This is a genomic window from Pseudomonas sp. BN515, assembly GCF_029873155.1.
Classification (GTDB): Bacteria; Pseudomonadota; Gammaproteobacteria; order Pseudomonadales; family Pseudomonadaceae; genus Metapseudomonas.
The window spans coordinates 150,098-171,806 of the sequence record NZ_SSOH01000014.1; the positions used below are offsets into that span (position 1 = coordinate 150,098).

18 protein-coding genes are annotated in these 21,709 nt (G+C 64.1%); 9 read left to right on the plus strand and 9 right to left on the minus strand.

Annotation, left to right across the window (positions count from 1 at the left end):
- Positions 1 to 89: 89 nt before the first annotated feature.
- Together E8E91_RS03455 and E8E91_RS03460 are read left to right on the plus strand one after the other, a co-directional pair.
- On the plus strand, positions 90 to 1,523 hold the full coding sequence (locus E8E91_RS03455) for a TldD/PmbA family protein (protein ID WP_280374618.1): 1,434 nt from the start codon (positions 90 to 92) through the stop codon (positions 1,521 to 1,523).
- On the plus strand, positions 1,523 to 2,851 hold the full coding sequence (locus E8E91_RS03460; protein WP_280374619.1) for a TldD/PmbA family protein: 1,329 nt from the start codon (positions 1,523 to 1,525) through the stop codon (positions 2,849 to 2,851). Before E8E91_RS03455 ends, E8E91_RS03460 begins: the two co-directional genes overlap by 1 nt.
- A 318-nt stretch (positions 2,852 to 3,169) precedes the next feature.
- Here the strand turns inward: E8E91_RS03460 and tpx are convergent, their stop codons facing one another.
- The 3 genes from tpx to E8E91_RS03475 all read right to left on the minus strand — a co-directional run bounded on the left by tpx (position 3,170) and on the right by E8E91_RS03475 (position 5,061).
- Complete coding sequence (tpx, locus tag E8E91_RS03465) at positions 3,170 to 3,667, minus strand: thiol peroxidase (protein WP_280367511.1); 498 nt, start codon at positions 3,665 to 3,667, stop codon at positions 3,170 to 3,172.
- 116 nt (positions 3,668 to 3,783) lie between these two features.
- Positions 3,784 to 4,272, minus strand: a complete 489-nt coding sequence (lspA, locus tag E8E91_RS03470; protein WP_280374620.1) for a signal peptidase II — start codon at positions 4,270 to 4,272, stop codon at positions 3,784 to 3,786.
- 291 nt (positions 4,273 to 4,563) lie between these two features.
- A complete protein-coding gene (locus tag E8E91_RS03475) occupies positions 4,564 to 5,061 on the minus strand; it encodes a hypothetical protein (protein WP_280374649.1) in 498 nt (165 codons plus the stop codon).
- A gap of 229 nt (positions 5,062 to 5,290) precedes the next feature.
- Here E8E91_RS03475 and E8E91_RS03480 point away from each other — a divergent pair, with 229 nt between their 5' ends.
- The 5 genes from E8E91_RS03480 to E8E91_RS03500 all read left to right on the plus strand — a co-directional run bounded on the left by E8E91_RS03480 (position 5,291) and on the right by E8E91_RS03500 (position 10,148).
- Positions 5,291 to 5,953 (plus strand): dihydrofolate reductase family protein, encoded by a 663-nt coding sequence (locus tag E8E91_RS03480; RefSeq protein WP_280374621.1) that lies wholly within the window; start codon positions 5,291 to 5,293, stop codon positions 5,951 to 5,953.
- Between the two features lie 334 nt (positions 5,954 to 6,287).
- Positions 6,288 to 6,851, plus strand: a complete 564-nt coding sequence (locus tag E8E91_RS03485) for a hypothetical protein (RefSeq protein ID WP_280374622.1) — start codon at positions 6,288 to 6,290, stop codon at positions 6,849 to 6,851.
- 223 nt (positions 6,852 to 7,074) lie between these two features.
- Positions 7,075 to 7,446 (plus strand): cytochrome c5 family protein, encoded by a 372-nt coding sequence (locus tag E8E91_RS03490; protein ID WP_280374623.1) that lies wholly within the window; start codon positions 7,075 to 7,077, stop codon positions 7,444 to 7,446.
- A gap of 98 nt (positions 7,447 to 7,544) precedes the next feature.
- Positions 7,545 to 8,855, plus strand: coding sequence for a D-arabinono-1,4-lactone oxidase (locus E8E91_RS03495; RefSeq protein ID WP_280374650.1), 1,311 nt, complete (start codon positions 7,545 to 7,547; stop codon positions 8,853 to 8,855).
- A gap of 84 nt (positions 8,856 to 8,939) precedes the next feature.
- Complete coding sequence (locus E8E91_RS03500) at positions 8,940 to 10,148, plus strand: DSD1 family PLP-dependent enzyme (RefSeq protein ID WP_280374651.1); 1,209 nt, start codon at positions 8,940 to 8,942, stop codon at positions 10,146 to 10,148.
- Positions 10,149 to 10,289: 141 nt separating this feature from the next.
- On the opposite strand, the gene E8E91_RS03505 is transcribed toward E8E91_RS03500, so the two are convergent.
- Positions 10,290 to 11,240, minus strand: a complete 951-nt coding sequence (locus E8E91_RS03505; RefSeq protein WP_280374624.1) for a transporter — start codon at positions 11,238 to 11,240, stop codon at positions 10,290 to 10,292.
- 259 nt (positions 11,241 to 11,499) lie between these two features.
- Here E8E91_RS03505 and E8E91_RS03510 point away from each other — a divergent pair, with 259 nt between their 5' ends.
- Entirely contained in the window at positions 11,500 to 12,543 is a 1,044-nt protein-coding gene (locus E8E91_RS03510) for an AraC family transcriptional regulator (RefSeq protein ID WP_280374625.1), read from the plus strand.
- A gap of 7 nt (positions 12,544 to 12,550) precedes the next feature.
- Here E8E91_RS03510 and E8E91_RS03515 read toward each other — a convergent pair whose 3' ends face one another.
- Positions 12,551 to 12,982: a PaaI family thioesterase gene (locus E8E91_RS03515; protein ID WP_280374626.1), complete on the minus strand. Its 432-nt coding sequence runs from the start codon at positions 12,980 to 12,982 to the stop codon at positions 12,551 to 12,553.
- A 104-nt stretch (positions 12,983 to 13,086) separates the two neighbouring features.
- Positions 13,087 to 14,316 (minus strand): acyl-CoA dehydrogenase family protein, encoded by a 1,230-nt coding sequence (locus tag E8E91_RS03520; protein ID WP_280374627.1) that lies wholly within the window; start codon positions 14,314 to 14,316, stop codon positions 13,087 to 13,089.
- A gap of 115 nt (positions 14,317 to 14,431) precedes the next feature.
- Between E8E91_RS03520 and E8E91_RS03525 the strand changes: the two genes are divergently transcribed.
- A complete protein-coding gene (locus tag E8E91_RS03525) occupies positions 14,432 to 15,418 on the plus strand; it encodes a helix-turn-helix domain-containing protein (RefSeq protein ID WP_280374628.1) in 987 nt (328 codons plus the stop codon).
- A gap of 204 nt (positions 15,419 to 15,622) precedes the next feature.
- Here the strand turns inward: E8E91_RS03525 and E8E91_RS03530 are convergent, their stop codons facing one another.
- The 3 genes from E8E91_RS03530 to E8E91_RS03540 all read right to left on the minus strand — a co-directional run bounded on the left by E8E91_RS03530 (position 15,623) and on the right by E8E91_RS03540 (position 21,694).
- Positions 15,623 to 15,931: an NIPSNAP family protein gene (locus E8E91_RS03530; protein WP_280374629.1), complete on the minus strand. Its 309-nt coding sequence runs from the start codon at positions 15,929 to 15,931 to the stop codon at positions 15,623 to 15,625.
- A gap of 388 nt (positions 15,932 to 16,319) precedes the next feature.
- Complete coding sequence (locus E8E91_RS03535) at positions 16,320 to 19,967, minus strand: translocation/assembly module TamB domain-containing protein (protein WP_280374630.1); 3,648 nt, start codon at positions 19,965 to 19,967, stop codon at positions 16,320 to 16,322.
- Positions 19,964 to 21,694 carry an autotransporter assembly complex family protein gene (locus E8E91_RS03540; RefSeq protein WP_280374631.1) on the minus strand — a complete coding sequence of 577 codons (1,731 nt, stop codon included), beginning with the start codon at positions 21,692 to 21,694 and terminating at the stop codon, positions 19,964 to 19,966. The genes E8E91_RS03535 and E8E91_RS03540 overlap by 4 nt, the downstream gene beginning before the upstream one ends.
- Positions 21,695 to 21,709: the final 15 nt, after the last annotated feature.

A 21,709-nucleotide genomic window follows, 5' to 3' on the forward strand; every position in this document is an offset into this window, starting at 1 on the left:
CTAGGCCTGACGCAGCGAACTATCCTTAATGACCTGCAATCGTCCTGCTTTGTGGGCACAACTGATTTCACCGGACCAGGGAGAGCTCCGTGTTCGACAGTTTCAGGCAGCACTTCGCCGCCCTTACCAGCCGCGCCGAGTTCCATTCCCTGCGCGTCGTCCGCCAGACCAGCGAGCAGGCCCTGCTGCGCCGGGGCGTCGCCGAGCCGCCGTCCCTCAGCCAGGACATGGGCGCAATGCTCAGCGTACGCCTGGCTGGCGTGGAGGCCTACGCGGCCACCGCCGACCTCAGCCCGGCCGGCCTGCAGCGGGCGCTGGACCAGGCCGAGACGCTGGCCCGGCAGATCGCCCGCTATGCCCTGGTCGACCAGAGCCGGCTGGAGTCGCCGCCTTTCAGTGCTCAGTACCGTTCGCCGGGGCTGGACCAGCCCTACCCCAGCCTTGCCGAGCGCTTCGAGTTGCTCGCCGAGGAGTCGGCGCACATTCCCGACGACCCGCGCCTGGTCAACTGGAACCTCTACCTGGACGCCCAGCGCCATGAGCAGCTCTACCTCAACAGCGCCGGCGCCGAGCAGTGGCAGGACCTGCGCTTCACCTATCCGGGCATCAGCGTCACCGCCTTCGACGGCAGCGACAGCCAGACCCGCAGCTTCGGCGGCTACGGCAGCGGCCAGCAGGGCGGCATGGAAGTCCTGCAGCGCCTGGGCTTTGCCGGAGCCGCGGCCAGGGTGGCGGACGAGGCCCTGCAATTGCTGCTGGCGCCCAACGCGCCCAGCGGCACCACCGATCTGCTGCTGATGCCGGACCAGATGATGCTGCAGATCCACGAATCCATCGGCCATCCGCTGGAGCTGGACCGCATCCTCGGCGACGAACGCAACTACGCCGGCACCAGCTTCCTCGGCCTGGAAGACTTTGGCCGCTACCAGTACGGATCGACGCTGCTGAACATCAGCTTTGACCCCGGCGTGCCGGAAGAGTTGGCCAGCTACGACTTTGATGACGACGGCCAGCCGGCGCGCAAGGAAATGCTCATCAGCAACGGCCTGCTGCTACGCCCCCTGGGCGGTGCGCTGTCCCAGCAGCGCAGCGGCCTGCCGGGCGTGGCCAACAGCCGCGCCAGCAACTGGAACCGTGCCCCCATCGACCGCATGGCCAACCTCAACCTTGAGCCGGGCGACCAGAGCCTGGCCCAGCTCATCGCCGGCATCGAGCACGGCGTACTGATGAGCACCAACCGGTCCTGGTCCATCGACGACGCCCGCAACAAGTTCCAGTTCGGTTGCGAATGGGGCCGGATCATTGAAAATGGCGAGCTCGGGGGCGTTGTGAAGAACCCCAACTATCGAGGCGTATCCGCCCACTTCTGGCGAAGCCTTGCTGCCGTAGGTGATGCCAGTACCTTCGAGGTGCACGGCACGCCCTATTGCGGCAAGGGCGAGCCCAATCAGGTGGTGCGCGTGGGCCATGCCTCGCCCGCATGCGTCTTCAGACAAGTGGAAGTCTTTGGAGGAGCCCAGTGATGGCCGACGCAGAATCCCGCTTCACAGCCCTGGCCGAGAGCCTGCGCACCAACCTGCAGGCAGGTGAGGACTTCAGCCTCTGGTACAGCGCCGAGGAATCCGAATTCATCCGGTTCAACCGGGCCCAGGTGCGCCAAGCCGGTCATGTGACCCAGGCCATCGGACGTTTGCGCCTGATCCGCGACGACCGCAGCGCAGAAATCGCCATCACCCTGTCCGGCGACCTGGAAAGCGACCGTCAGCGCCTGGCCGAAGGCCTGGTGCAACTGCGTCTGGTGATCTGCCAACTGCCGCCGGACCCGTACCTGCAAGTGGAACGCTCCGCCTGGCACCGCCGCACGGTGGACGACGCTGCCCTCCCCGACTGCACCAGCGTGCTGGCCGAGATCGACAAGGCGGCCAACGGCCTCGACCTCGTGGGCATCTACGCCGCTGGGCCACTGTACCGGGGCTTCGCCAACAGCTTCGGCGCCCTTGGCTGGCACGCGGCCCACTGCTTCAACTTCGATTGGAGCCTGTTCCACGCCAACCACCAGGCGGTGAAGGCCGACTACGCCGGCGCGCGCTGGGACGCTGCCGATTTCGTCAGCCGCTTCACCAATGCCCGCCAGCAACTGGAACACCTGGGCAAGCCGGTGCGCCACCTGCAACCCGGCGACTACCGCGCCTTCCTGGCTCCGGCAGCCCTGGACGAAGTGCTGGGCATGCTGTCCTGGACCGGCTTCTCGGCCCGCGCCCTGGCCAACAAGGAAAGCCCCCTGCAGCGTCTGCAGGACGGCAGCGCTTCTTTCAGTCCGCTGTTGAACCTGGACGAACAGGTGGCCGGCGCCCTCGCCCCGGCCTTCGGCCCCGAAGGCGCACCGCGCAGCGACGTGGCCCTGGTGCGCGACGGCAAGCTGGCCGGGCAACTGGTCTATCCCCGCAGTGCTCGCGAGTACGGCCTGGAAGCCAACTGCGCGGATGCCAATGAAGCCACCCAGTCGCTGGTGATGGGCCCTGGCACCCTGCCGGCGGACAAGGCGCTGGAGCAACTGGACCACGGCCTCTATATCGGCAACCTCTGGTACCTGAACTGGTCCGACCTGCCCGCCGCGCGCATGACCGGCATGACCCGCTTCGCCACCTTCTGGGTGGAAGACGGCCAGATCCAGGCGCCGGTGGACACCATGCGCTTCGACGACAGCCTGTTCAGCCTGCTCGGCGACCAGTTGGAAGCCCTTACCCAGGAACGCCAGCTGCGGCTGTCCAGCAGCACCTACGGCGAACGCCAGACCTGGTCGGCGCTGCTGCCGGGGGCACTGGTCAGAAATTTGAAGCTGACGCTGTAGGAGCGAACTGCGCAGGAGGTGATCGGTAGGGTGCGCCGTGCGCACCGGGAGTTGCCGGCAGAAGGCGCGGTGCGCGCAGCGCACCCTACGGGAGTCCACGCAGTCCGTATGATGGGTAGAGGCAAGAAACCCATCAATCAACAGCATGGGTATCGCTCCGCTCCACCCATCCTACGCAGCGGGTCAGTCGGGTTGATGTAGGTGCTCCTTCCAATGTGGGAGCGATTTCAATCGCGAATGAATTCGCTCCCACAGATCAACCCGACAGAGGAATAAAAAAGGGAGGCCATTGGCCTCCCTTCTTCATTCCCGCATCCCTTACAGGACGGCGATGGCAGCCGCGTAGTTCGGCTCATCGGCGATCTCGCCAACCAGCTCGCTGTGCAGGACCTTGTCGTTCTCATCCAGCACCACGACGGCACGAGCGGCGACGCCGACCAGCGGGCCGTTGGCGATGGCAACGCCGTAGTCCTTGAGGAAGTTGGCGCCGCGCATGGTGGACAGGTTCACCACGTTCTCCAGGCCTTCAGCACCGCAGAAGCGCTTCTGGGCGAACGGCAGGTCGGCGGAGATGCACAGGACCACGGTGTTCGGCAGCTTGCTGGCTTCGACGTTGAACTTGCGCACGGAAGTGGCGCAGGTCGGGGTGTCGATGCTCGGGAAGATGTTCAGCACCTTGCGCTTGCCGCTCAGGCTGGCCAGGGTCACGTCGGCCAGATCGCCGCCGACCAGGCTGAATGCCGGAGCCTGCTGGCCTTTCTGCGGCAGCTGGCCATCGACGTTGATCGGGTTGCCCTTCAGGGTTACTTGAGCCATTGCAAAAGTCCTTGTTTGAGGTGGTGTTGTAGGAAAACGCTGAGTTAACCACGAGCCGGAAAGATTGTCCTGACTTTCGAGTCAGCCAGCGTCGGAAAATCCTTCTGGATGCTAGCTCATTCGGGCGTTTCCTTGCCCTTCAAGGACCCCAATACCACCATCACGGCGCCTACGTTGATCGCGACATCGGCAATGTTGAAATTGGGGACGCCCCGCCCTTGCCAATGAAGCAGAACGAAATCGATGACATGCCCGAAGGCGACTCGATCGATCAGGTTGCCGGCGGCGCCGCCAAGCACCAGGGCCAGACCGAGCACGTGGACAAAGCGGTCATTGGACTGCCGGATGATCCACACCAGGATTGCCACGATGACGCCCAGGGCGATGGCGGCGAACAGGATGCGCTGCCAGCCACCCGCATCACCGAGCATTCCAAAGGCTGCACCGGTGTTGTAGGAGAGCTGGAGATCGAAGAAAGGAAGAACAGCTACCGCGCGCCCGAACTCCAATGACGCATCGGCCATGTACTTCGTCAACTGATCGACGACGATCACGATCAGGGAAACCAACAGAAAACCCGATTTCGACCACACCCTGGAATCCAACCCGACATCTCCCTTCTCGCCCCGCTCCAGCAGGGCTGTTCCAAAAAATGAAACTTTCCTCAGCGCCTATCCGCCGGCAACCACGTAGATCGCGAAACCGAGCCTGCGCGGCGCTCAATCACTGGCGTACACGGCGCTTCTCACCCGACTGACAAGCAGTCCTGAAGCTGCGATATCCGCATCTGGGACGTCAGGTTCGACTGCATGAAATCGAGGCTACTCAGCAACCTGCTGCGATTATCAAGACGCAAAGACCGATAACAACTGGTCGTGGTCTCCCCCCTTCCTCTTTCAAACACGGGTGTTTGGGGTGCCGCGAGCATTCTTCTTCTCCAGGATCATCGAGGCTTCGTTGTAGGCCTTCTGGAAAGCGTCGCTACCGACCCAGTTCACTGCCGTGTCTTCGTCTTCATCGTGGAAGATCCCGCGGTAGACAATCAGCAGCCCCATCATGAAGTCGATCGCCGACTCTTGCGATTCCTCCGCGACCACCAGCTCCAATACCGGGTATTGCAGGAATACCAGACACATCGCCAGCAGGCTGATGCCTTCGCCGACCTTCATCGCCTGGAACAGGTCGTCGAAGTGTGCCGGGTCGAAACCGTTCTCTTCGATGTCTTTGAAATCGAAGGTGCTCAGGTCGATTTCGACATCATCGAATGGCTCGTTGACCAGCGGATTGGCTAACAGCGGATGTACGACATTGGCTTTGGCTTTGCCCGAGCGGTTCTGCTTGGCCTTGGCTTTGGCACGCTGGGCGCGTTTTTGCTGTTTATTTGGGGAAGCCATCGAGGCGAGTTCCTTGTTCGATGCAGCCATGTTCATGGCCCAGGGTAATCGGACACGAATTGTATTCAGTCTTGGCCAGGTTCGTGAGCCAAGGGGGAGATTTTTCACGCTCTGAGCGTTTGCTTTCGACCACCAGCAGTCGCCGTTCTCTAAACTGGCATTAATGCGGATTTACTGCCTTCACCGGCGTCCGTTGATTACCTGCCAAGCGTCCAGACGGAGGCAAACGATGACACGGGTTCGCGTTGAGGGCTTCACCATCTCGCTCGACGGATACGGAGCAGGCCCGGAGCAAAGCATCGACAATCCGCTCGGTGTCGGCGGGACGGAGCTGCACCAGTGGCTGATCCCAACGCGCACATTCCAGCGTGCCTTGTTCGGCAAGGACGACGGTACGACCGGGGTTGACGATGATTTCGCCGCCCGTGGCTTTCAGAATGTCGGGGCCTGGATTCTTGGGAGAAACATGTTCGGACCCATTCGTGGAAATTGGCCGGACACCAACTGGAAAGGCTGGTGGGGAGATAATCCGCCGTATCACGTTCCAGCCTTCATCTTGACCCACCATGCTCGCCCCCCTATCGAGATGGAAGGCGGCACGACGTTCCACTTCATAACAGGGGGCATTCGTGAGGCGCTCGACCGGGCGCGCGAGGCCGCTGCCGGAATGGACATACGGATCGGCGGAGGGCCGGACACCATCCGGCAGTACCTTCGGGAAGGCCTCATTGATGAACTGCACATTGCCATCACGCCGGTCCTGCTCGGCCGGGGAGAAGCGCTGTTCGAAGGCGTTGACCTACGGGCTCTGGGATACGAGTGCGTTGAATGCGTAGCCTCGGAGAAAGCCACGCATGTCGTCCTTCGGCGCCAAGGACACACGGACGCCTAACCACTCGCTGAAGATCGACATCCCCAGTGATCGTGAGCGTCCAGCCACGTCACCTTCTGCACTCCAGCATTAAGGGCGAGCCCTTCCCCGCTGGCGGTAAAACGAATGCCGGAGATCGCTCGGCTAAGCTCAGGTGAACTGGATCTGCTTCGAACGCATCGCGCAGATCAGTTGTGGGTTGCCCGTGATGCCCCTGTAACGGGCGCGTGGCAACCTCCCAACCATTCCAGATGCTTGTCGGATGGTGGTCGTCTTGCGCAGCCTGCAATCACTCGAAGCATTCTTCCGGAAGGTCGCGACCTGGCCCGTTTCCTTTCCGCGAACGCTCTGGCGAGTGCTACGCAACCCCATCGCCGTTTCGCTCTATACCCGGCAACAACTCGCGGAGCAGCCTGACCGGCGCTTCAGCGGCATGCTCAGCCCACCGCTGATGCTGATCCTTTCCATCGTCCTCGCCCATCTCCTCGGTTTTGCCATAGCGGATCGACCTTCGCCATGGATCTTCGGCGAGTGGCTGACGCTGCTGGTGCGCAGCCTCAGCTACGGTCTGTACGTGCTGATGCCAGCCATGGCCATGCTGCGGGTGCGACGCGTCCGCATGAGCCCCACGACCCTGCGCGAACCTTTCTACATCCAGTGCTACCTGGCCTCCCCTCTGTCCATCGTGCTGATCGCGGCCAACCTGCTGGCAGGTATCCAGGTAGTGCTGGCGATGGTTCTCACGATCCTCGTTTGCATCTGGTACGTGTTCTCGCAGATCGCCCTGCTGCGACGGTTGCTGGACTTGCCCCTGCTACCGGCCACCTTCATCGCCATTTCCAGGTTCATAGTCGCCACCCTGATCATCCTGGCCTTGATGGATCTGCTGCGGTCCACATCCCTTGCGCATATCGGTTAACCAGTCTCGGTGCACAAGCGACTTCCTGATGATTTGCCAGGGATATGGACGACTTGCGCCGCCCCCATCGAATCAGCCAGTAGCCAATGCGCTGGCCTTATAAGCCCCCCTTGTTGGCCGCCAATACCCTCAGGCGCGGACAGCACCTGCCTTAGTGTTTCCCTCTGCCTGTCACAACAAGAACCCGTGCCCCACTGGCGGCACGGCACAAGAGAGGAACGCCATGCAGAACCCCAGATCGAGGCTGCTCCGCATCGCTGCCTTGCTGGCCCTGGCCGGATGGCTCGCCGGCTGCGGTGAAGCCCCCGAATCCGCGACGCCACGCCCCGCTACAACGCTGACGCCCGCTGACAAGGAGCTGGCGCAGGTCTACGACAACAGCTGCAAGATGTGCCACGCCAACCCGGCCTCCGGGGCACCGCAGACCGGCGATGTGGCGGCCTGGAGCCCACGCGTCGCCCAGGGGGTGGACAGCCTGCTGGATCACAGCATCAACGGCTACAACGGCATGCCGCCGATGGGCATGTGCATGCAGTGCTCGGAAGAAGAGTTCCTGGCGCTGATTTCCTTCATGTCCGGCCAGCCCGTCCAATAAGCAAAAGGTCCCCCATGGCTATACACCTCACCCGACGTCAGCTGTTGCAGCGGGCCGGCGTCGCCGGTGCGTTCACCGCACTTTCCAGTAACCCGGCGATGGCCCAGCTGGTTCGCGCGCCACGCCTGATTCCCTGGCGCAACTGGTCCGGCGGGCAGAGCTGCCTGCCGCAGGCGCGAGTGGCACCGAAGAGCCTGGATGAATTGGTCCAGATCATCCGTCAGGCCGAGGGCAAGGTCCGCCCGGTGGGCTCGGCGCACTCCTTCAGCGCCCTGGTGCCCACCGACGGAACCCTGCTCTCGCTCAGCTTCTTCAATGGCCTGCTCGCACACGATGCCGCTACCCTGCAGGCCGAGTTCGCCGCCGGCACGCCGATGTCGTTCATGGGCCCGGCACTGAAGGAGATCGGCCAGGCACTGCCGAACATGGCCGACATCGACTACCAGACCCTGGCCGGGGCGATCTCCACCTCGACCCACGGCACCGGCGTCGGCTTCGGCTCCTACTCATCCCTTGTCACGGGCATGCAACTGGTGACCGCCAGCGGCGACGTGCTGGACTGCGACGCTCAGCGCAATCCCGAGGTCTTCAACGCCGCACGGGTATCCCTCGGCGCCCTCGGCGTGGCGACTCGGATACGCCTGCAAAACCGCGAGGCCTATCGCCTGCGCGAGCGGCAATGGATCGCCAGCACCGAGGAACTGCTTGAAGACGTGGAGAAGAACACCCGCGAGAACCAGCACTGGGAAATGCTGGTGATCACCCATTCCGACTACGCGCTGTCCATTGCCCTGAACGAGACCACCGACCCGGCGACGCCGCCGCTGGACCCGACCGAGGAGGGCGGCAACGAATTCGTCAGCATCATCGAGGGCCTCGACAAGTACGGCAGCGACTTTCCCGCCGCGCGCCGGGCGCTGCTCAACAGCCTGCGCCATATCGCCAGTTTCGATGACCGGGTCGGCGAGTCCTACGAGATCTACGCCAACGTGCGCAACGTGCGCTTCAACGAGATGGAGTACTCGGTCCCGGCCGAGCATGGCCCGGCCTGCCTGCGGGAGATTCTCAAGCTGATCCGCGACAAGGACCTGCGCACCTGGTTCCCCATCGAGTACCGCTACGTGAAGGCTGACGACATCCCCCTGAGCATGTTCGAGGGCCGCGACAGCTGTTCGATCTCCGTGCACCAGCACTACAGCATGGACCACCACAACTTCTTCGCCGCCATCGAGCCGATCTTCTGGAAGTACGCCGGCCGGCCGCACTGGGGCAAGTTGCACACGCTGAACGCACGCACCTTGCAACCGCTCTATCCGCGCTGGAAGGAGTTCACCGAGGTGCGCCGGGAGCTGGACCCGAACGGCAAGTTCCTCAATGCCCATCTGTCATCGATCCTGGGCGTGGCCTGACAACAAGGAGAACCCATGAATCGCCGCAACTTCATCGCCGCTACGGCCGGTGCGGGCGTACTGCTCGCCGGGGTTGGCGCCTGGCTGCGACCGGCCGACAAGGGCGCCCCATACAGCGAGTACTTCGCCAGGTTGAATCGCGAGCTCAAGGCCTTCGGGCCTATGAGGCCGGTGATGCTGATCGACCTGGACCGGCTGGATCACAACATCGACGTGGTGATGCAGTCGGTCCGTCGCGCCGGCAAGGCACTGCGCCTGGTGGAGAAGTCTCTGCCGTCGCCGCAGCTGCTCGACTACATCGCCAAACGCGCCGGCACCCGCCGGCTGATGTCGTTCCACCAGCCGTTCCTCAATCACGATGCCGAGCGCTTTCCCGACGCCGACCTCCTGCTGGGCAAGCCGCTGCCCGTGCGTTCAGCGCAGCTCTTCTACGAAAACCATCGTGGCCCGTTCGATCCGACGACCCTGCTGCAGTGGCTGATCGACACTCCCGAACGCCTTCAGCAGTATCTGGCGCTGGCCCGGGCCCTGAACACACGGATGCGGATCAACATCGAGCTGGATGTCGGGCTGCACCGTGGCGGGGTGCAGGACAAGTCGACCCTGGGGCGGATGCTCAACTTGATTGGTGCCAACCCGCAGCACCTTGAGTTCGCCGGTTTCATGGGCTACGACCCCTTCGTCGGCATGGGCGTGCCCGGCATCCTCGGTTCGCCGATTGAGCTCTTCACCAAGGTCATGACGCTCTACGACGGCTTCGTCGATTACGCCCGCACGCAACACGCTGCGCTATGGAAGCCGGGCCTGACGCTCAACACCGCCGGCAGCCCGAGCTACCGCATGCATGAGAACGAACGCACCAGCAGCGAGGTGTCGGTGGGTTCGGCGCTGCTCAAGCCGACTCACTATGACCTGCCATCGCTGGTGGATCACCAGCCTGCGGCCTTCATCGCCACTCCGGTGCTCAAGAGCACAGGGGCGGTGAAGATTCCGGCGCTGGACGGCAAGTCGGCCCTGTTCTCCTGGTGGGACCCCAACCAGCGCGAAACCTACTTCATCTACGGCGGCAACTGGATGGCTGAACTCGAGTCGCCCAGCGGCCTGCGGTTCAACGGCCTCTACGGCCGCAGCTCCAACCAGGAGATGGTCAACGGCTCCAGCGCCATTGGCCTGGGGGTGGACGATCAGGTTTTCCTGCGGCCGACCCAGTCCGAATCGGTGCTGCTGCAGTTCGGCGACCTGTTGGCGGTGCGCGATGGCCGGATCGTCGAGACCTGGCCGGTGTACAGCTGAGGCCAGCGCCATTGCCCAATGGCGGGTTTCGCTCAGCTCTACCCACCCTACGAAGAGAGGAAGTCTATTGAGGCGAGACTTCCGGCGCTCAACCGGAACCTCAGGTCACCGACCTGAGGTTTTCTTGTGTCCGGGGAATGATCAAAGGGTGAAGGGAAGGTTCAGCTTGGCCCAGAACATTTCGCCCTCGGGGCGGTTCTCCACTGCGTATTCCTTGGCCCAGCGCATCTCGAAACTGGCGTACTTGAAGAAGGTCAGGTACGCGGCCGGGCCGATGGCGAACACCTGGCCACGCACGCCGTCGTCGACGTCCTCGCCCATGAAGGTCACGGTCCGGCCGAACTGCTCGTCGTCGGTGGTCTGCTTCAGGTAGTAGCCGTTCAGGCCCAGTCTGAGGTTGTCGGTCACCCGGTAGCTGGCGGAATAGTCGAAGTGGAACAACTGCCCGGAGCGGTAGTCGGTGTCGTGGTTTTCCTCGTTGAAGCTGTAGGTGGCCTTCACTGACAGCTCGGTGCGCTCGGAGGGCAGCCAGGTCGCGGAAACCAGCGGCTTGTAGGTGTAGAAGTTGTTGCTGGTGTTGGCCAGGCGCGTGGCGTCGTAGTCGCCGGTGGGCAGGGTAATCTCCAGCGCGGCACCCAGGGTCAGGTCCTTGCCCATGTCCCAGAGGATGATCGGTGCGATCGTGGTGTCGCCCTGGCTCTCACGGCGGTCATCCAGGCCGAACAGCGAGACCTGCTGGCGCATGTAGGGTTGCGCGACATAGCCACCCAGGCGGCCGCCGAAGACCCGCAGCGGGCTCAGGTAGTCCAGGCGCGGGATGATCGCGTCGGACGTGATCTTCACGTCCGGCACCTTGCCACCGAGGGAGCTGATGTCCAGCTTCTTCGCCTCGTAGTGGTTGTAGTAGAGGTTGAAGGCGAACATGTGGTCCGGCAGGTTGTTCACGTCCAGCGGCAGGACGAAGAAGCCATCGGTACCGGGGCCGATGTTGTCGACACCGTTTTCGGTGGCGTGGGCCGATAGCGCGAGGGACGACGCAATGGCGAGGGAGGCTGCCAGCAACGGCAGCTGGGGAACACGGATCGGGTTCATGGTTGGGCTCATTCTTATTGTTGGCGGACAACGCCCGGGCATGGCCCTGGGCACAGCATAGAAATAAGCGCTCAACACCAGATGATGCAGGGCATTGCCGGCCAATCAGGGGGGCTTTCGGGGACAGGCCGCAATCTTTTGTTACATCCACCCATGATTCGCCCACGAACGCGATAAGATGGCTCCGCCGCCGCACCCAGGCCGCGCGGCACAACCCAGAACAAGAACCGAAGGTGCCCCAGCTCGGGAGCAGCGCTCCATGCCCATGAAAACCATCGACTCCCCATTCGAACTGGCCCTGGTTTCGCCCTTCCTCCTGCAAACCCTGGCGGAAGTCGCGAGCGACAAAGGTGTCAGCAGCGAGCGCCTGTGCCGGGGCCTGGGGTTCACCCCGGACGACCTGCAGGACCCTGCCCAACGCATCTCCTATCGGCAGGCGACAACGATGATCCAGCGCGCACTCACGGCGCTCCCCGAGCGGGGCCTCGGCCTCTGGGTCGGGCACCGCAACGTGCTCGGCACCCTCGGCCTGCTTGGCCATGTGCTGTCCCTGTGCAGGACCCTGCGCGATGCCTTCAAGGTCGGCGTGCGCTTCCAGCACACCTCCGGCGGCATGGCGGTGTCCAGCCTGCAGGAAGGCGCCGAGGAGAGTTTCCTGGAAGTGGAATGCCGGCTGCCGTACGCCGACGTCCAGGTGTTCGCGGTGGAGGAGTTCTTCGCCAGCGTCATGGTCTACAACCGCGCGCTGATCAGTGCCGACTTCCAGCCCCTGCGTTTCGAGTTCACCCACGCCGCCCCGACCTACGAAGCCGAGTACCGCCGTCTGCTGGGGCCGAACGTGCATTTCGGCTGCCTGCACAACCGCATGGTGATCGCCAGCCATTGGCTGGACACCCAACTGCCCACCCACCACCCTGTCGCCCTGCGCCAGGCGCTCAATCTGCTGGAACTGGAAAGCGCCCAGGTGCAGCAGAAAATAGACCTGCTGCAAACGGTGGAACGCGCCATCGCCCGCGACTTGCCCCATGGCAGCCAGATCGAGAAGGTCGCCAGCGACCTCAACATGAGCAGCCGCACCCTGCGCCGACGCCTTGCCGAGCACGCCGTGACCTTCGACGCCTTGCTGGAGCAGGTGCGCCGGGCACGCGCCATGAGCCTGCTGAACAACCCGGAAATGCCCATCGAGCGAATTGCCGAAGAGCTCGGCTACAGCGATGTGCGTGGCTTCCGCCGGGCCTTCAAGCGCTGGACCGGGCTAAGTCCTTCGGCCTGCCGCGACGAGGCAGTGGCCTCGGCCAACTGAGCCACGTTCAAGGCTTCGGCCACAGCACCATCTGGGTACAACGGAACAAGGCAAGCTTCTGGCCGGAGGCTTCGTCTGTCACGACCGCATCCCAGACCTGAGTAGTTCTGCCGAGGTGCTGCGCGCGCGCCTCACAACGCAGAGCGCCCTGCCTTGCAGTGCCCAGATGATTGCTCTTCAGCTCGATCGTGGTGAAGGAAAGCGCGCCATCCGGCAGATGAGCCATGGTGGCGCAGCCGCAGGTGGTGTCCGCGAGAGCGACGATGGTTGCGGCGTGCAGATAGCCATTCGGTGCGAGATGCGCGGGCTGGATTGTCATTCGACTGTTCATCGCCCCCTCTGCCAGCTCCGTCATTTCCACGCCGAACAAACCGGGAAGACAGTCGTTGCCAAGGCGATTGAGTTGCTCGATGGATGCATCACTGCGGAGTCTGGTCATTTTCTTCGCTTCTCTGGAATTCAAAACAACTGGAGCACGCAGATAGCACAGGTTGTCGGCACTCCGCACCTCACGAAACAGAGTGCCAACCGCTTCCTCGGGGACTAGCCCACCAGCTCCTTCCCGAAGATCTGCCGTGCAATGACCATGCGCTGGATCTCGTTGGTGCCTTCGTAGATCTCGCTGATCTTGTTGTCCCGGTAGATCTCTTCCACCTTGTAGTGGCTGCCGTCTTCGGAAAGCTCTCGCAGGAAGCCATAGCCGCCGAATATCTGCACGCCATCGCGCGCCATGTCCCCGGCCGCCTCGGTGGCATAGAACTTGGCCATTCCCGCCTCGGGCTCAGGAAACTCGACGCCCAGGTCCATCCGCAACGCGGCCTTGATGTAGAGGTTGCGCGCGTTCTCGATCTGCGTGGCCCGCTCGGCCATGCGGAACTGCCAATGCTGGAACGCACCGAGCTTCTTGCCGAACGCCTCCCGGCTAACGAGATGCGCCGTCGAATGGTCGAACGCCGATTGCGCCATGCCGACTCCGGTCGCGGCAATGCCAATCCGCCCGAAGGTCAGGGTCGCCAGCGCCAGTCGCAGCCCTTGATTGGGCTCACCGATCCGCCGCTCGACCGGAACCTCCACGTCGTTGAAATGCACGTCGGCCGTCAGCTGCCCGCGGTTTCCCATTTTCCGGTCGGGCTTGCCGATCCGCACGCCCGGCTGGTTGGTCTCCACCACCAGTTCAACCATGCCGTCTTCCTCGCTGCGACAGAGCACGACGATGAAATCGGCAACCGGCGAATTGCTGATGAAGCGCTTTTGCCCGTTGATGATGTAGCGATCCCCGTCTCGCCGGGCGAAGGTCGAAACCGCCTTGGGCGACAGGTCGGTGCTGGCCAGCGGCTCGGTCGTGGCGAAGGCGCCGATCTTGTCGCCGTTGATCAGCGGCTTGAGATAGCGGTCGCGGATGAAGTCGCTCCCTCTTTCCAGGGTCCGGCCGGCCAGGATGCAGTGCACGTCGAACACCGCGGCAATCGAGTTGCTGTGATAGGCCAGCTCCTCACAGACGGTGGCCGTCGCCAGCACCCGGTGCTCAAGGCCACGGCCGCCATCACGCGCGGCAAACGGAATCCTGAAGATGCCCTGGCGTGCCATCGCATCGAACACATCACGCGGGAAGCTCTCAACGCTCTCATCGCGATGAGCGATCTCATAGGCGCGGGGCGCAACGAACTCGTCGGCAAATGCGCGGACCTCTCTGCGGATCTCGCGCACCGCCTCGGAGGACATCAAGTCGTGATAAAGCTCATCGGCCATTCGCTTGGGAAACGTTGCCATCATTCACCTGTCTGGGCTGGGTTGATCGATGGCGTCGAGTCTAAGGAGCGCTTTTGCTCTAGTGGATTGGCGAATTTGACAGTTACTATGCGAAAGCAGACATACACGAGATTCAGCCATGCCCAGCGTCGCCTTGATCACTCTCGAAGGTTGCTATGCCTCCAGCCTGACTGGGCTGATGGACCTCTTCCAGGTCGCCAACGCCCATGCCCGCAAGCAGTTCGGCGAGCACATGAAGCCCTTCGAATGGAAGTTCGTTTCGCTGGCGGGCGGCCCGGTCAATGTCAGCGGGGGCCTGACGCTCGCCACGGAATCAATAGCCAGCCACGACCAGTTCGACCTGGTGTATATCCCGGGCGTCTTCTACAGCGGCCAGGACGCATTCGAACGCTTCCTCGAATCCCAGGCGAACCTCGGCAGCTGGGTCGCGACGCAATGGCAGCAAGACGCGATCATTGCCGCCAATTGCACCGGCACATTCCTGTTGGCCGAGGTGGGCCTGCTGGACAAGCGCAACGCCACGACCACCTGGTGGCTGGAGCGGCGTTTCCGTCAGCGCTACCCGCGCGTGCACCTCGATGTCAGGCACCTGCTCACCGAGGATGAGCGGTTGATCTGCGCAGGCGGGATACCCACCTACCAGCACCTGGCGCTGCGGATGATCGAGCATTTCTTCTCGCAATCCATCGCCTCGCTCTGCGCCAAGACCCTGTTGGTGGATGTGGGTCAGACCGCACAGGCTGCCTATCTCCCGCTATCGGACACGGAGGATCATGGCGACAGCCTGGTCGCCAAGGCCCAATATCGATTGCAGCAGGACATGCGAAAGCCCGTGAGCATAAAGACGCTGGCGGACGAGCTGTCCGTCAGCCAGCGCACCCTCACGCGGCGCTTCAATACCGCGCTTGGCATGCAGCCGATCACCTATCTGCAGAATCTCCGGATTGAAGCCGCCAAACAGCTGCTGGAGATCACCGACATGAACATCGAAACCATCATCAACGAGGTCGGATACTCGGACGCCAGTTCGTTCTCCCGCCTGTTCCTGGCTCGAACGGAACTGACGCCTACGACCTATCGCGACCGTTTCAGGCGCACACGCTAGCCGCACTCCGGCATCCGCAGGTCCCTGTCGCCGCAGGGCTTGCAGCCACTCGAGATACCTCAGCGATTCGCGGTAGACGAACCTCCGCAACAGCCCATGGAACGCTTTCGGTACCGACGAAGGTCTGGCATTGGTGGGAAGAGCGAAGCCTGAAGCGCCGGTGATGGAAGCGCCTTGGCATCGGCTCGTTCCCGATGGCTTCGATCAATCCCCGAATACCGGCCTCATGAACGTACGTTCGTAGCTGAGAATGCAGCGGGTGTCTTCGGCGTACTTGAAGGCGGCGATGCAGTCCGGATCGTTCATGGAGTCCTTCCGGTACTGCTCGTAGGCCGCCAGGCTCGAGAAGGAAAACATCGCCATGGCGATGTTGTTGGCGCCTTCGGACGGCAGGAAGTAGCCGTGGTGCTTGCCGCCGAATCTTTCCACCAGTGGAATCCAGAGTTTCCCGTAGTGCTCGAACTCCGCCAGCTTGTACGGATCGAGGGTGTAGCGCAGATAGCAAGTGATCATTCCATGTCTCGCGTGAGTGGTAACGCACCGATTCCAGGATCGGCCCCGGCCGCACAGCATACCGTCGGCGCGCCCTAACGGATCGGTTTCATCCGGCTAGCCCCCTTGTGAAAGGTGGACCGGTGAAGCGTGGTCCACCCTTGTACGACATGCAGGCAATTTCATTCGCGAATCAATTCGCCCTCACCAGGCATGAGGACCGTAGGGTGCGCTGTGCGCACCGATTCCGGGATCGGCTTTCGCCCCACGTCAATCCGCCGGTGCGCACGGCGCACCCTACCGGATCGATTTCATCCGGCTAGCCGCGCAGGGTGGAAATCGTTTTTTATTTCCACCATTCGTGGCCAGGCCAGTCGCGAATCAATTCGCTCCCACAAGGCATGCGCGCTTAGAAGTCCCGCTTGTAGAACAGGTCCAGGGAGCTGGCCAGGCCGCTCGCGGCTTCCAGGTAGAGGCGCTTGGTCAGTTCGTAGCGCAGCGCGACGACGCTGGTGGAGTCCACCACGCCGAGGCCATAGCGGATGCTCAGGCGCTCGGTGATCTGGCCCATCGCTCCGTCATCGTCGAGCTGCAGGTCCTTGAGGCCGAGGCGCTGGGCCAGTTCGCTGGTCAGCGGTGCGCTGCCGGACAGGCCCATGGCCAGCGCCGCGCGGCCCACGGCATTGCCGTCGCCTTCGCTGCTGTTCAACGGCCGGCCAAGGATCAGGTAGGACAGCGCCTGTTCCTGGCTCATGGCCGGGTTGGAGAAGACTTCGGTGCTCGGCTCGTCGGCGCGGCCATTCAGGCGCAGGCCGGCGGTGACGTCACCCACGTTGCGCACGGCTTCCACGTCGAGATACGGCTGGTCCAGCGGGCCGGCGAACAGCAGGCGCGCGCGGCGCAGGTCGAGGCGCTGGCCATAGGCGCGGTAGCGACCGTTCTTCAGCACCAGTTCGCCGTTGCCGGTGAGGTTGTCACCTACCTTGAGGTGGCCCTGGAGGTCGGCGGTCAGGCCGAAGCCGGAAAACTGCAGGCGGTCCTGACCGACTTCCACGTCGACATTCATGGCCATCTGCAGCGGCTGCTGTTCCTCATCCTGTTCGCCCACCACGCGGGCATCCGGCGAGACCTTGACTGCCTGGGGCGGTAGCTGGCGGACCTTGATCTTGCCGCGCGGCACCTGCACCTTGCCGGTCACCGCCAGGCGCTCGCCGGCAAGACCGATGCGCAGGTCCGGCTCCACTTCCAGGTTGGCGTAGGGCTCGACCACCAGCGGCAGGCGCGACCCACGCAGCTCAAGGTCGACATCCAGCCCCTTGGCCCACGCCAGGTTGCCGGACAGGCTGCCCTGCCCCTGCTCGCCACTGCGCCATTGCCCGGACAGTTCCAGGCTTTCCCCGGCAATGCGCGCGTCCAGGCCCAATGCGTCGAAGCTCATCGGCAAGTCACCGCCACCGATGCGGCCATCGGCGAGGCGCAGGCTCCCCAGCACGTAAGGCGCCTGCAGGGTGCCGCTCAAGCTGCCGGCGCCCTGTAGGCGCCCTTCCAGGGTTTCCACCTTGGGCACGAAGGGGCGCAGCACGGCGAGGTCCAGGCCATCCAGGCGGAACTGCCCGGACAACGGCTTGTTCGTCGGGCGCGGATCGATTCGCGCGTCCAGTTGCAGCTCGCCCAGTCCCTGCCCCTGGAAGCTCAATTGGCTGTCTATGCGTTGCGGACGCAGGGTGCTGTCCAGCAACAGGCGCTGGTAGGGAAAGTCGAGCCAGCGGTCTTCTTCCTTCAGGCGCAGTACGCCACTGCCAGCGTCTACGGTGATGCGGCCATTGGGGCCGCTCGCCGGCAGGTCCAGCTTGAGGTCGGCATTCAGTTCACCCTGCCAGGCGAAGTCTTCCGGCAGCCAGCGCGCCAGGCTGGCCAGGGGGAAGTCGCGCAGGCGGTAGTCCAGCTTCGGTTCAGGCATCAGGCGCTGCTCGCCGCCGCAAAGGCTCGCCTGCCCGGCACGCCAGCAATGGGCACCAAAATTGAGTTTTCCGTCAGCCAGCCGCTCCAGCCGTGCCGGTGCTTCCAGGCGCCAGTCCTGGCCGCCGGCCTGGACTTCGCCGCGCGCCAAGCGGCCGCGCCAGTTGCCGGCGTCCAGCTTGCCGTCCAGCGCCAGCAACAGCTCGACCATCGGCCCCTTGAGATTGAGTTCCAGCTGCTGGCGCACACGGTCGCCGGAACCCTCGGCCGTCAACGTGCCGAATTCGTTGTCGCCGGCAGCCAGGCCATCCACTTGCACCAGCACACGGCCGCGCTGAGCGGCATCGAGCTGGGCATCCAGCTTCAGGTGGTCGAGACGGTTGTCACCCTGCCCCATGCGCTCGCCGGTCAGCGCCAGCTTGCCCTGCGGCGCTTGCAGGGTGCCGGCGAGGTCGAGGCGTCCCTGGGCCTTGCCGAACAGCTTCGGCCAGAGCTGGCCGAGGCGATTCAGGGCCAGGTCGAGATGGCCGCTGAGCTTCTGGTCCAGCTGCCCCTGCCCTTCGATCCGGTTGTCCCCCAGGCGCACGTGCAGGGCATTGAGCAGCCAGCGCTCGCCTGCACCCTCGGCCTTGGCCTGGAGCAGCGCGGGCTGGCCACGCAGCTGGCCCTTGAGGTCGAGATCGGCGTTCAGCTCCAGACGCTGGTCCCGCCAGGCGCCCCGGGATTGCAGCTTGCCGGCCAGGGTTCCTGGCAGTTCAGCGAGCCAGAAGGAAGGGTCCAGTTCGCTCAGGGCCAGTTGGCTGTCCCAACCCACGCCGTTGGCGAAATCGACTTTCACCTGGCCTTGGGCCTTGCCCTGCCCGGCCTTGAGTTGCAGGTCGGCCAGGGTGACGCTGGCGAGATCGCCGGCCACCGGACTGCCGAGGCTGAAGTCGCCCGCCGGCCCCTTGAAGCGGGCATCGAACCTGCCTTCGTAGCGCGATTCGGCGTAGCGCACTTCGGCATCCAGTTGCCGCATGTCCACCGGCGGCGGCTGCTCCTGGGGGAACAGTCGTTGCCAGGGGAAATCGCGCCATTGCAGGCGGCTGTCGATGGTGAGCTCCTGTTGCCAGTCGACGCGCCCCTGCAACGCCAGGGTCTGCTGCGGATCGCCGGTGAGCAGAAGCTGCTGGATATCCGCAGCGCGGGCATCGACGCGCCCCGCCAGGTCCAGCGTTACCGCACCGCCCTCCCCCGGCAGGCTGGCCTTGCCCTGTACCGCGTAGCCGTCCTTGAGGTCGCCCTTGGCACTCAGCTCCACCTGATTGAGGGTCAGCGTTTCCGGCAGGTCGGCGCTGGCCTTGAAGCCGTCGGCCCGCAGCGTGGCGCTAGCCGGCAGATTCTCCGCCAGGGGTCGCAGCTCGCCATCCAGGCGGCCATTGAGATAGCCGCGGCTGTCGGCCTGGAGCTTGAGCGTGCCTTGCAGGTCACCGTCGGCTTTCAGCGCCAGCTTCCAGGGCGTCTCGCCGGGCGCCGGCAGTTGCAGGCTGCCTTCCAGCGTCAGCGGCCAATCGCCTTCAGGACGCAGGGTGCCGTGCAGCTCCAACGCCAGTTCATCGCGACGCAGGCTGAGGCGCTCCAGTTGCAGGCCGTCTGCCTGCCAGTGGGCCACCAGGTCCAGTCGTTGCAGCTGGTCGTCGCCATCTAGCACGAAGCGCCCGACGCGCGCCTGTCCAATCTCCAGCGCCAGGGGCAAGCGCAACTCAGGCAGGCTGACGGGACCGGAGTCTTCGTCGGAAGCCGATGGCGGGAGGTCCAGCTGAATGCTGTCGCTGGCCAGCTCGTCGATGCAAAGGGTACGACGCAGCAGGCAGCCGGGGGACCACTCCAGCAGCGGCGCCTCTACCTTCAAGGCTGTGCCGTCTTGCTGCCATATCAGGCTCTTGGCGCTCCAGCGTCCGCCCAATGTGCCGTCGAACTCCTCGACCGCCAGCCCCGGTACCTGGTCCAGCAGCCAGCGGCCACCGGTTTCCGTGAACAGCAGGACGGCCGGAACCGCCACCACGCTCGCCAGGACGACGGCGAGCCCCGCGATGCCAACTTTCAGCGCGCGCCTCACAGTTCTGGCCCCATGGAGAAGTGGATGCGGTAGCCGCCCGGATCATCCAGGGCCTTGGCCAGGTCGAGGCGGATCGGTCCGACCGGCGAGACCCATCGCACGCCCAGGCCGGCGCCGCTCTTCATCGCGGCATTGAGGGAATCCATGGCATTACCACGGTCGACGAAGGCCGCCAGACGCCACTTCTCGGTGATCGGGAACTGGTATTCCGCGCTGCCCACCAGCAGGTAGCGGCCGCCCACCTTCTTGCCGTTGCTGTCTTCCGGCGAGAGGGTCTGATAGTCGTAGCCGCGCACGCTCTGGTCGCCACCGGCGAAGAAGCGCAGGGACGGCGGAATGGCGTCGAAGTCGGTGGTGGCGATGCCGCCGGCCTGCACCCGGCCCAACACGCGATGGCCACCGGGCAAGGTGTAAAGCCCCTTGGCCATGGCACTGGCGTAGGTGAAGTCGGTGTCGGAGAGGATGCCCTCCTTGGCGCCGCGAACGTCGAACTGCAGCGAATAGCCGCGATTAGGGTCGAGTTTGTTGTCGCTGCGGGTCACGCCGTAACTGATGCCGGGGATGAGGAAGCTGCTGCGGCCATCGTCGCTGCCATCGCCGAAGTCGAAGGTTTCCTGCTCCCAGCGCAGAGAGACCACCCGTTGCCAGTCACTGGGCAATTTGGACTGCCACTGCCCACCGATGGTGAAGCGACGGCTATCCACGTCCACCAGGTTCTCGCGCTGCAGGCCGGTGGAAAAACGCAAGGTGTCGGTCAGCGGCGGGTCGAGGGGAATCTCGTACCAGGTGCCGACGTTCTGCCGCACGGGGGAAACCTCGGTTTCCGCCCCCAGGCGATGGCCCTGGGGGTTGATCCAGTGACGGGTCCAGTTGGCACGGGCGCGCGGGCCCACGTCGGTGGAGAAGCCGACGCCCAGGCCGACGGTACGTGGCTTCACCGCCGCCAGCTTGACCTTGACCGGTATCACCAGGCCGCCGCCCTTGACCGGGCTGGCGTCCACCCGCACTTCATCGAAATAGCCGCTGGCCTGCAGGTTCTGGCTGAGCTTGGCGACCTGGTCGGAGTCGTACGGCGTATTGGCCGGGAACGGCACCAGCCGCGCCAGCAAATCCGGGTCGAAGGGGGTATCGCCGTCGAAAGTCACCGCCCCCAGGCTGTAGCGCGGGCCACTGTCGTAGACCAGTTCGATATCGGCGAAGCCGGCGCGCGGGTCGATGTCCAGGCGTTGGCGCGTGAAGCGGCCATCGAAGAAGCCGAAGCGCAGGGCCTGGTTCTGGATCAGTTTCTTGGCGTCTTCGTAGGCGCCCTGGTTGAGCTGGGCGCCCTGGGTCAGCGCCTTGCTTTGCGGCACGCGGAAGCCCTTGTGGGCACTGGCTTCGCCGTCAATCCGTATCACGACATTGCGCAGGCGCACCGGCTCGCCGGGAACCACCAGCAGGTGCAGGGAGGGGTCCTTGCCGCCGTCGATACGGCTGTCGATCTCGGCCTGGTAATAGCCAAGCGCCTTCGCGGCCTGGCGCGCCTGGTCCTCGGCGGAACGCCGGAAACGTCGCAGGGCTTCTTCATTGCGATCGCCAAGGGCGCCGATGTAGGCCTCGATATTGGCCTTCAGCGCCGCGTTGGCGGGTTCGATCTTCACATCCAGCGTGGCCTTGGCCAGCGCCAGACTACTCGTGCAAAGCAGGCCCAGCAGCAGCGGCCCGCGCAATCCTTGGCGGTATTTCATGCGCGGCATGCTAGC

Bases quoted from the DNA above. Each gene is read 5' to 3' on its own strand.
- E8E91_RS03460 (WP_280374619.1), top strand. From the start codon at position 1,523: ATGGCCGACGCAGAATCCCGCTTCACAGCCCTGGCCGAGAGCCTGCGC.
- tpx (WP_280367511.1), bottom strand. From the start codon at position 3,667: ATGGCTCAAGTAACCCTGAAGGGCAACCCGATCAACGTCGATGGCCAG.
- E8E91_RS03475 (WP_280374649.1), bottom strand. From the start codon at position 5,061: ATGGCTTCCCCAAATAAACAGCAAAAACGCGCCCAGCGTGCCAAAGCC.
- E8E91_RS03480 (WP_280374621.1), top strand. From the start codon at position 5,291: ATGACACGGGTTCGCGTTGAGGGCTTCACCATCTCGCTCGACGGATAC.
- E8E91_RS03490 (WP_280374623.1), top strand. From the start codon at position 7,075: ATGCAGAACCCCAGATCGAGGCTGCTCCGCATCGCTGCCTTGCTGGCC.
- E8E91_RS03495 (WP_280374650.1), top strand. From the start codon at position 7,545: ATGGCCCAGCTGGTTCGCGCGCCACGCCTGATTCCCTGGCGCAACTGG.
- E8E91_RS03505 (WP_280374624.1), bottom strand. From the start codon at position 11,240: ATGAACCCGATCCGTGTTCCCCAGCTGCCGTTGCTGGCAGCCTCCCTC.
- E8E91_RS03510 (WP_280374625.1), top strand. From the start codon at position 11,500: ATGCCCATGAAAACCATCGACTCCCCATTCGAACTGGCCCTGGTTTCG.
- E8E91_RS03515 (WP_280374626.1), bottom strand. From the start codon at position 12,982: ATGACCAGACTCCGCAGTGATGCATCCATCGAGCAACTCAATCGCCTT.
- E8E91_RS03520 (WP_280374627.1), bottom strand. From the start codon at position 14,316: ATGATGGCAACGTTTCCCAAGCGAATGGCCGATGAGCTTTATCACGAC.
- E8E91_RS03525 (WP_280374628.1), top strand. From the start codon at position 14,432: ATGCCCAGCGTCGCCTTGATCACTCTCGAAGGTTGCTATGCCTCCAGC.
- E8E91_RS03530 (WP_280374629.1), bottom strand. From the start codon at position 15,931: ATGATCACTTGCTATCTGCGCTACACCCTCGATCCGTACAAGCTGGCG.
- E8E91_RS03540 (WP_280374631.1), bottom strand. From the start codon at position 21,694: ATGAAATACCGCCAAGGATTGCGCGGGCCGCTGCTGCTGGGCCTGCTT.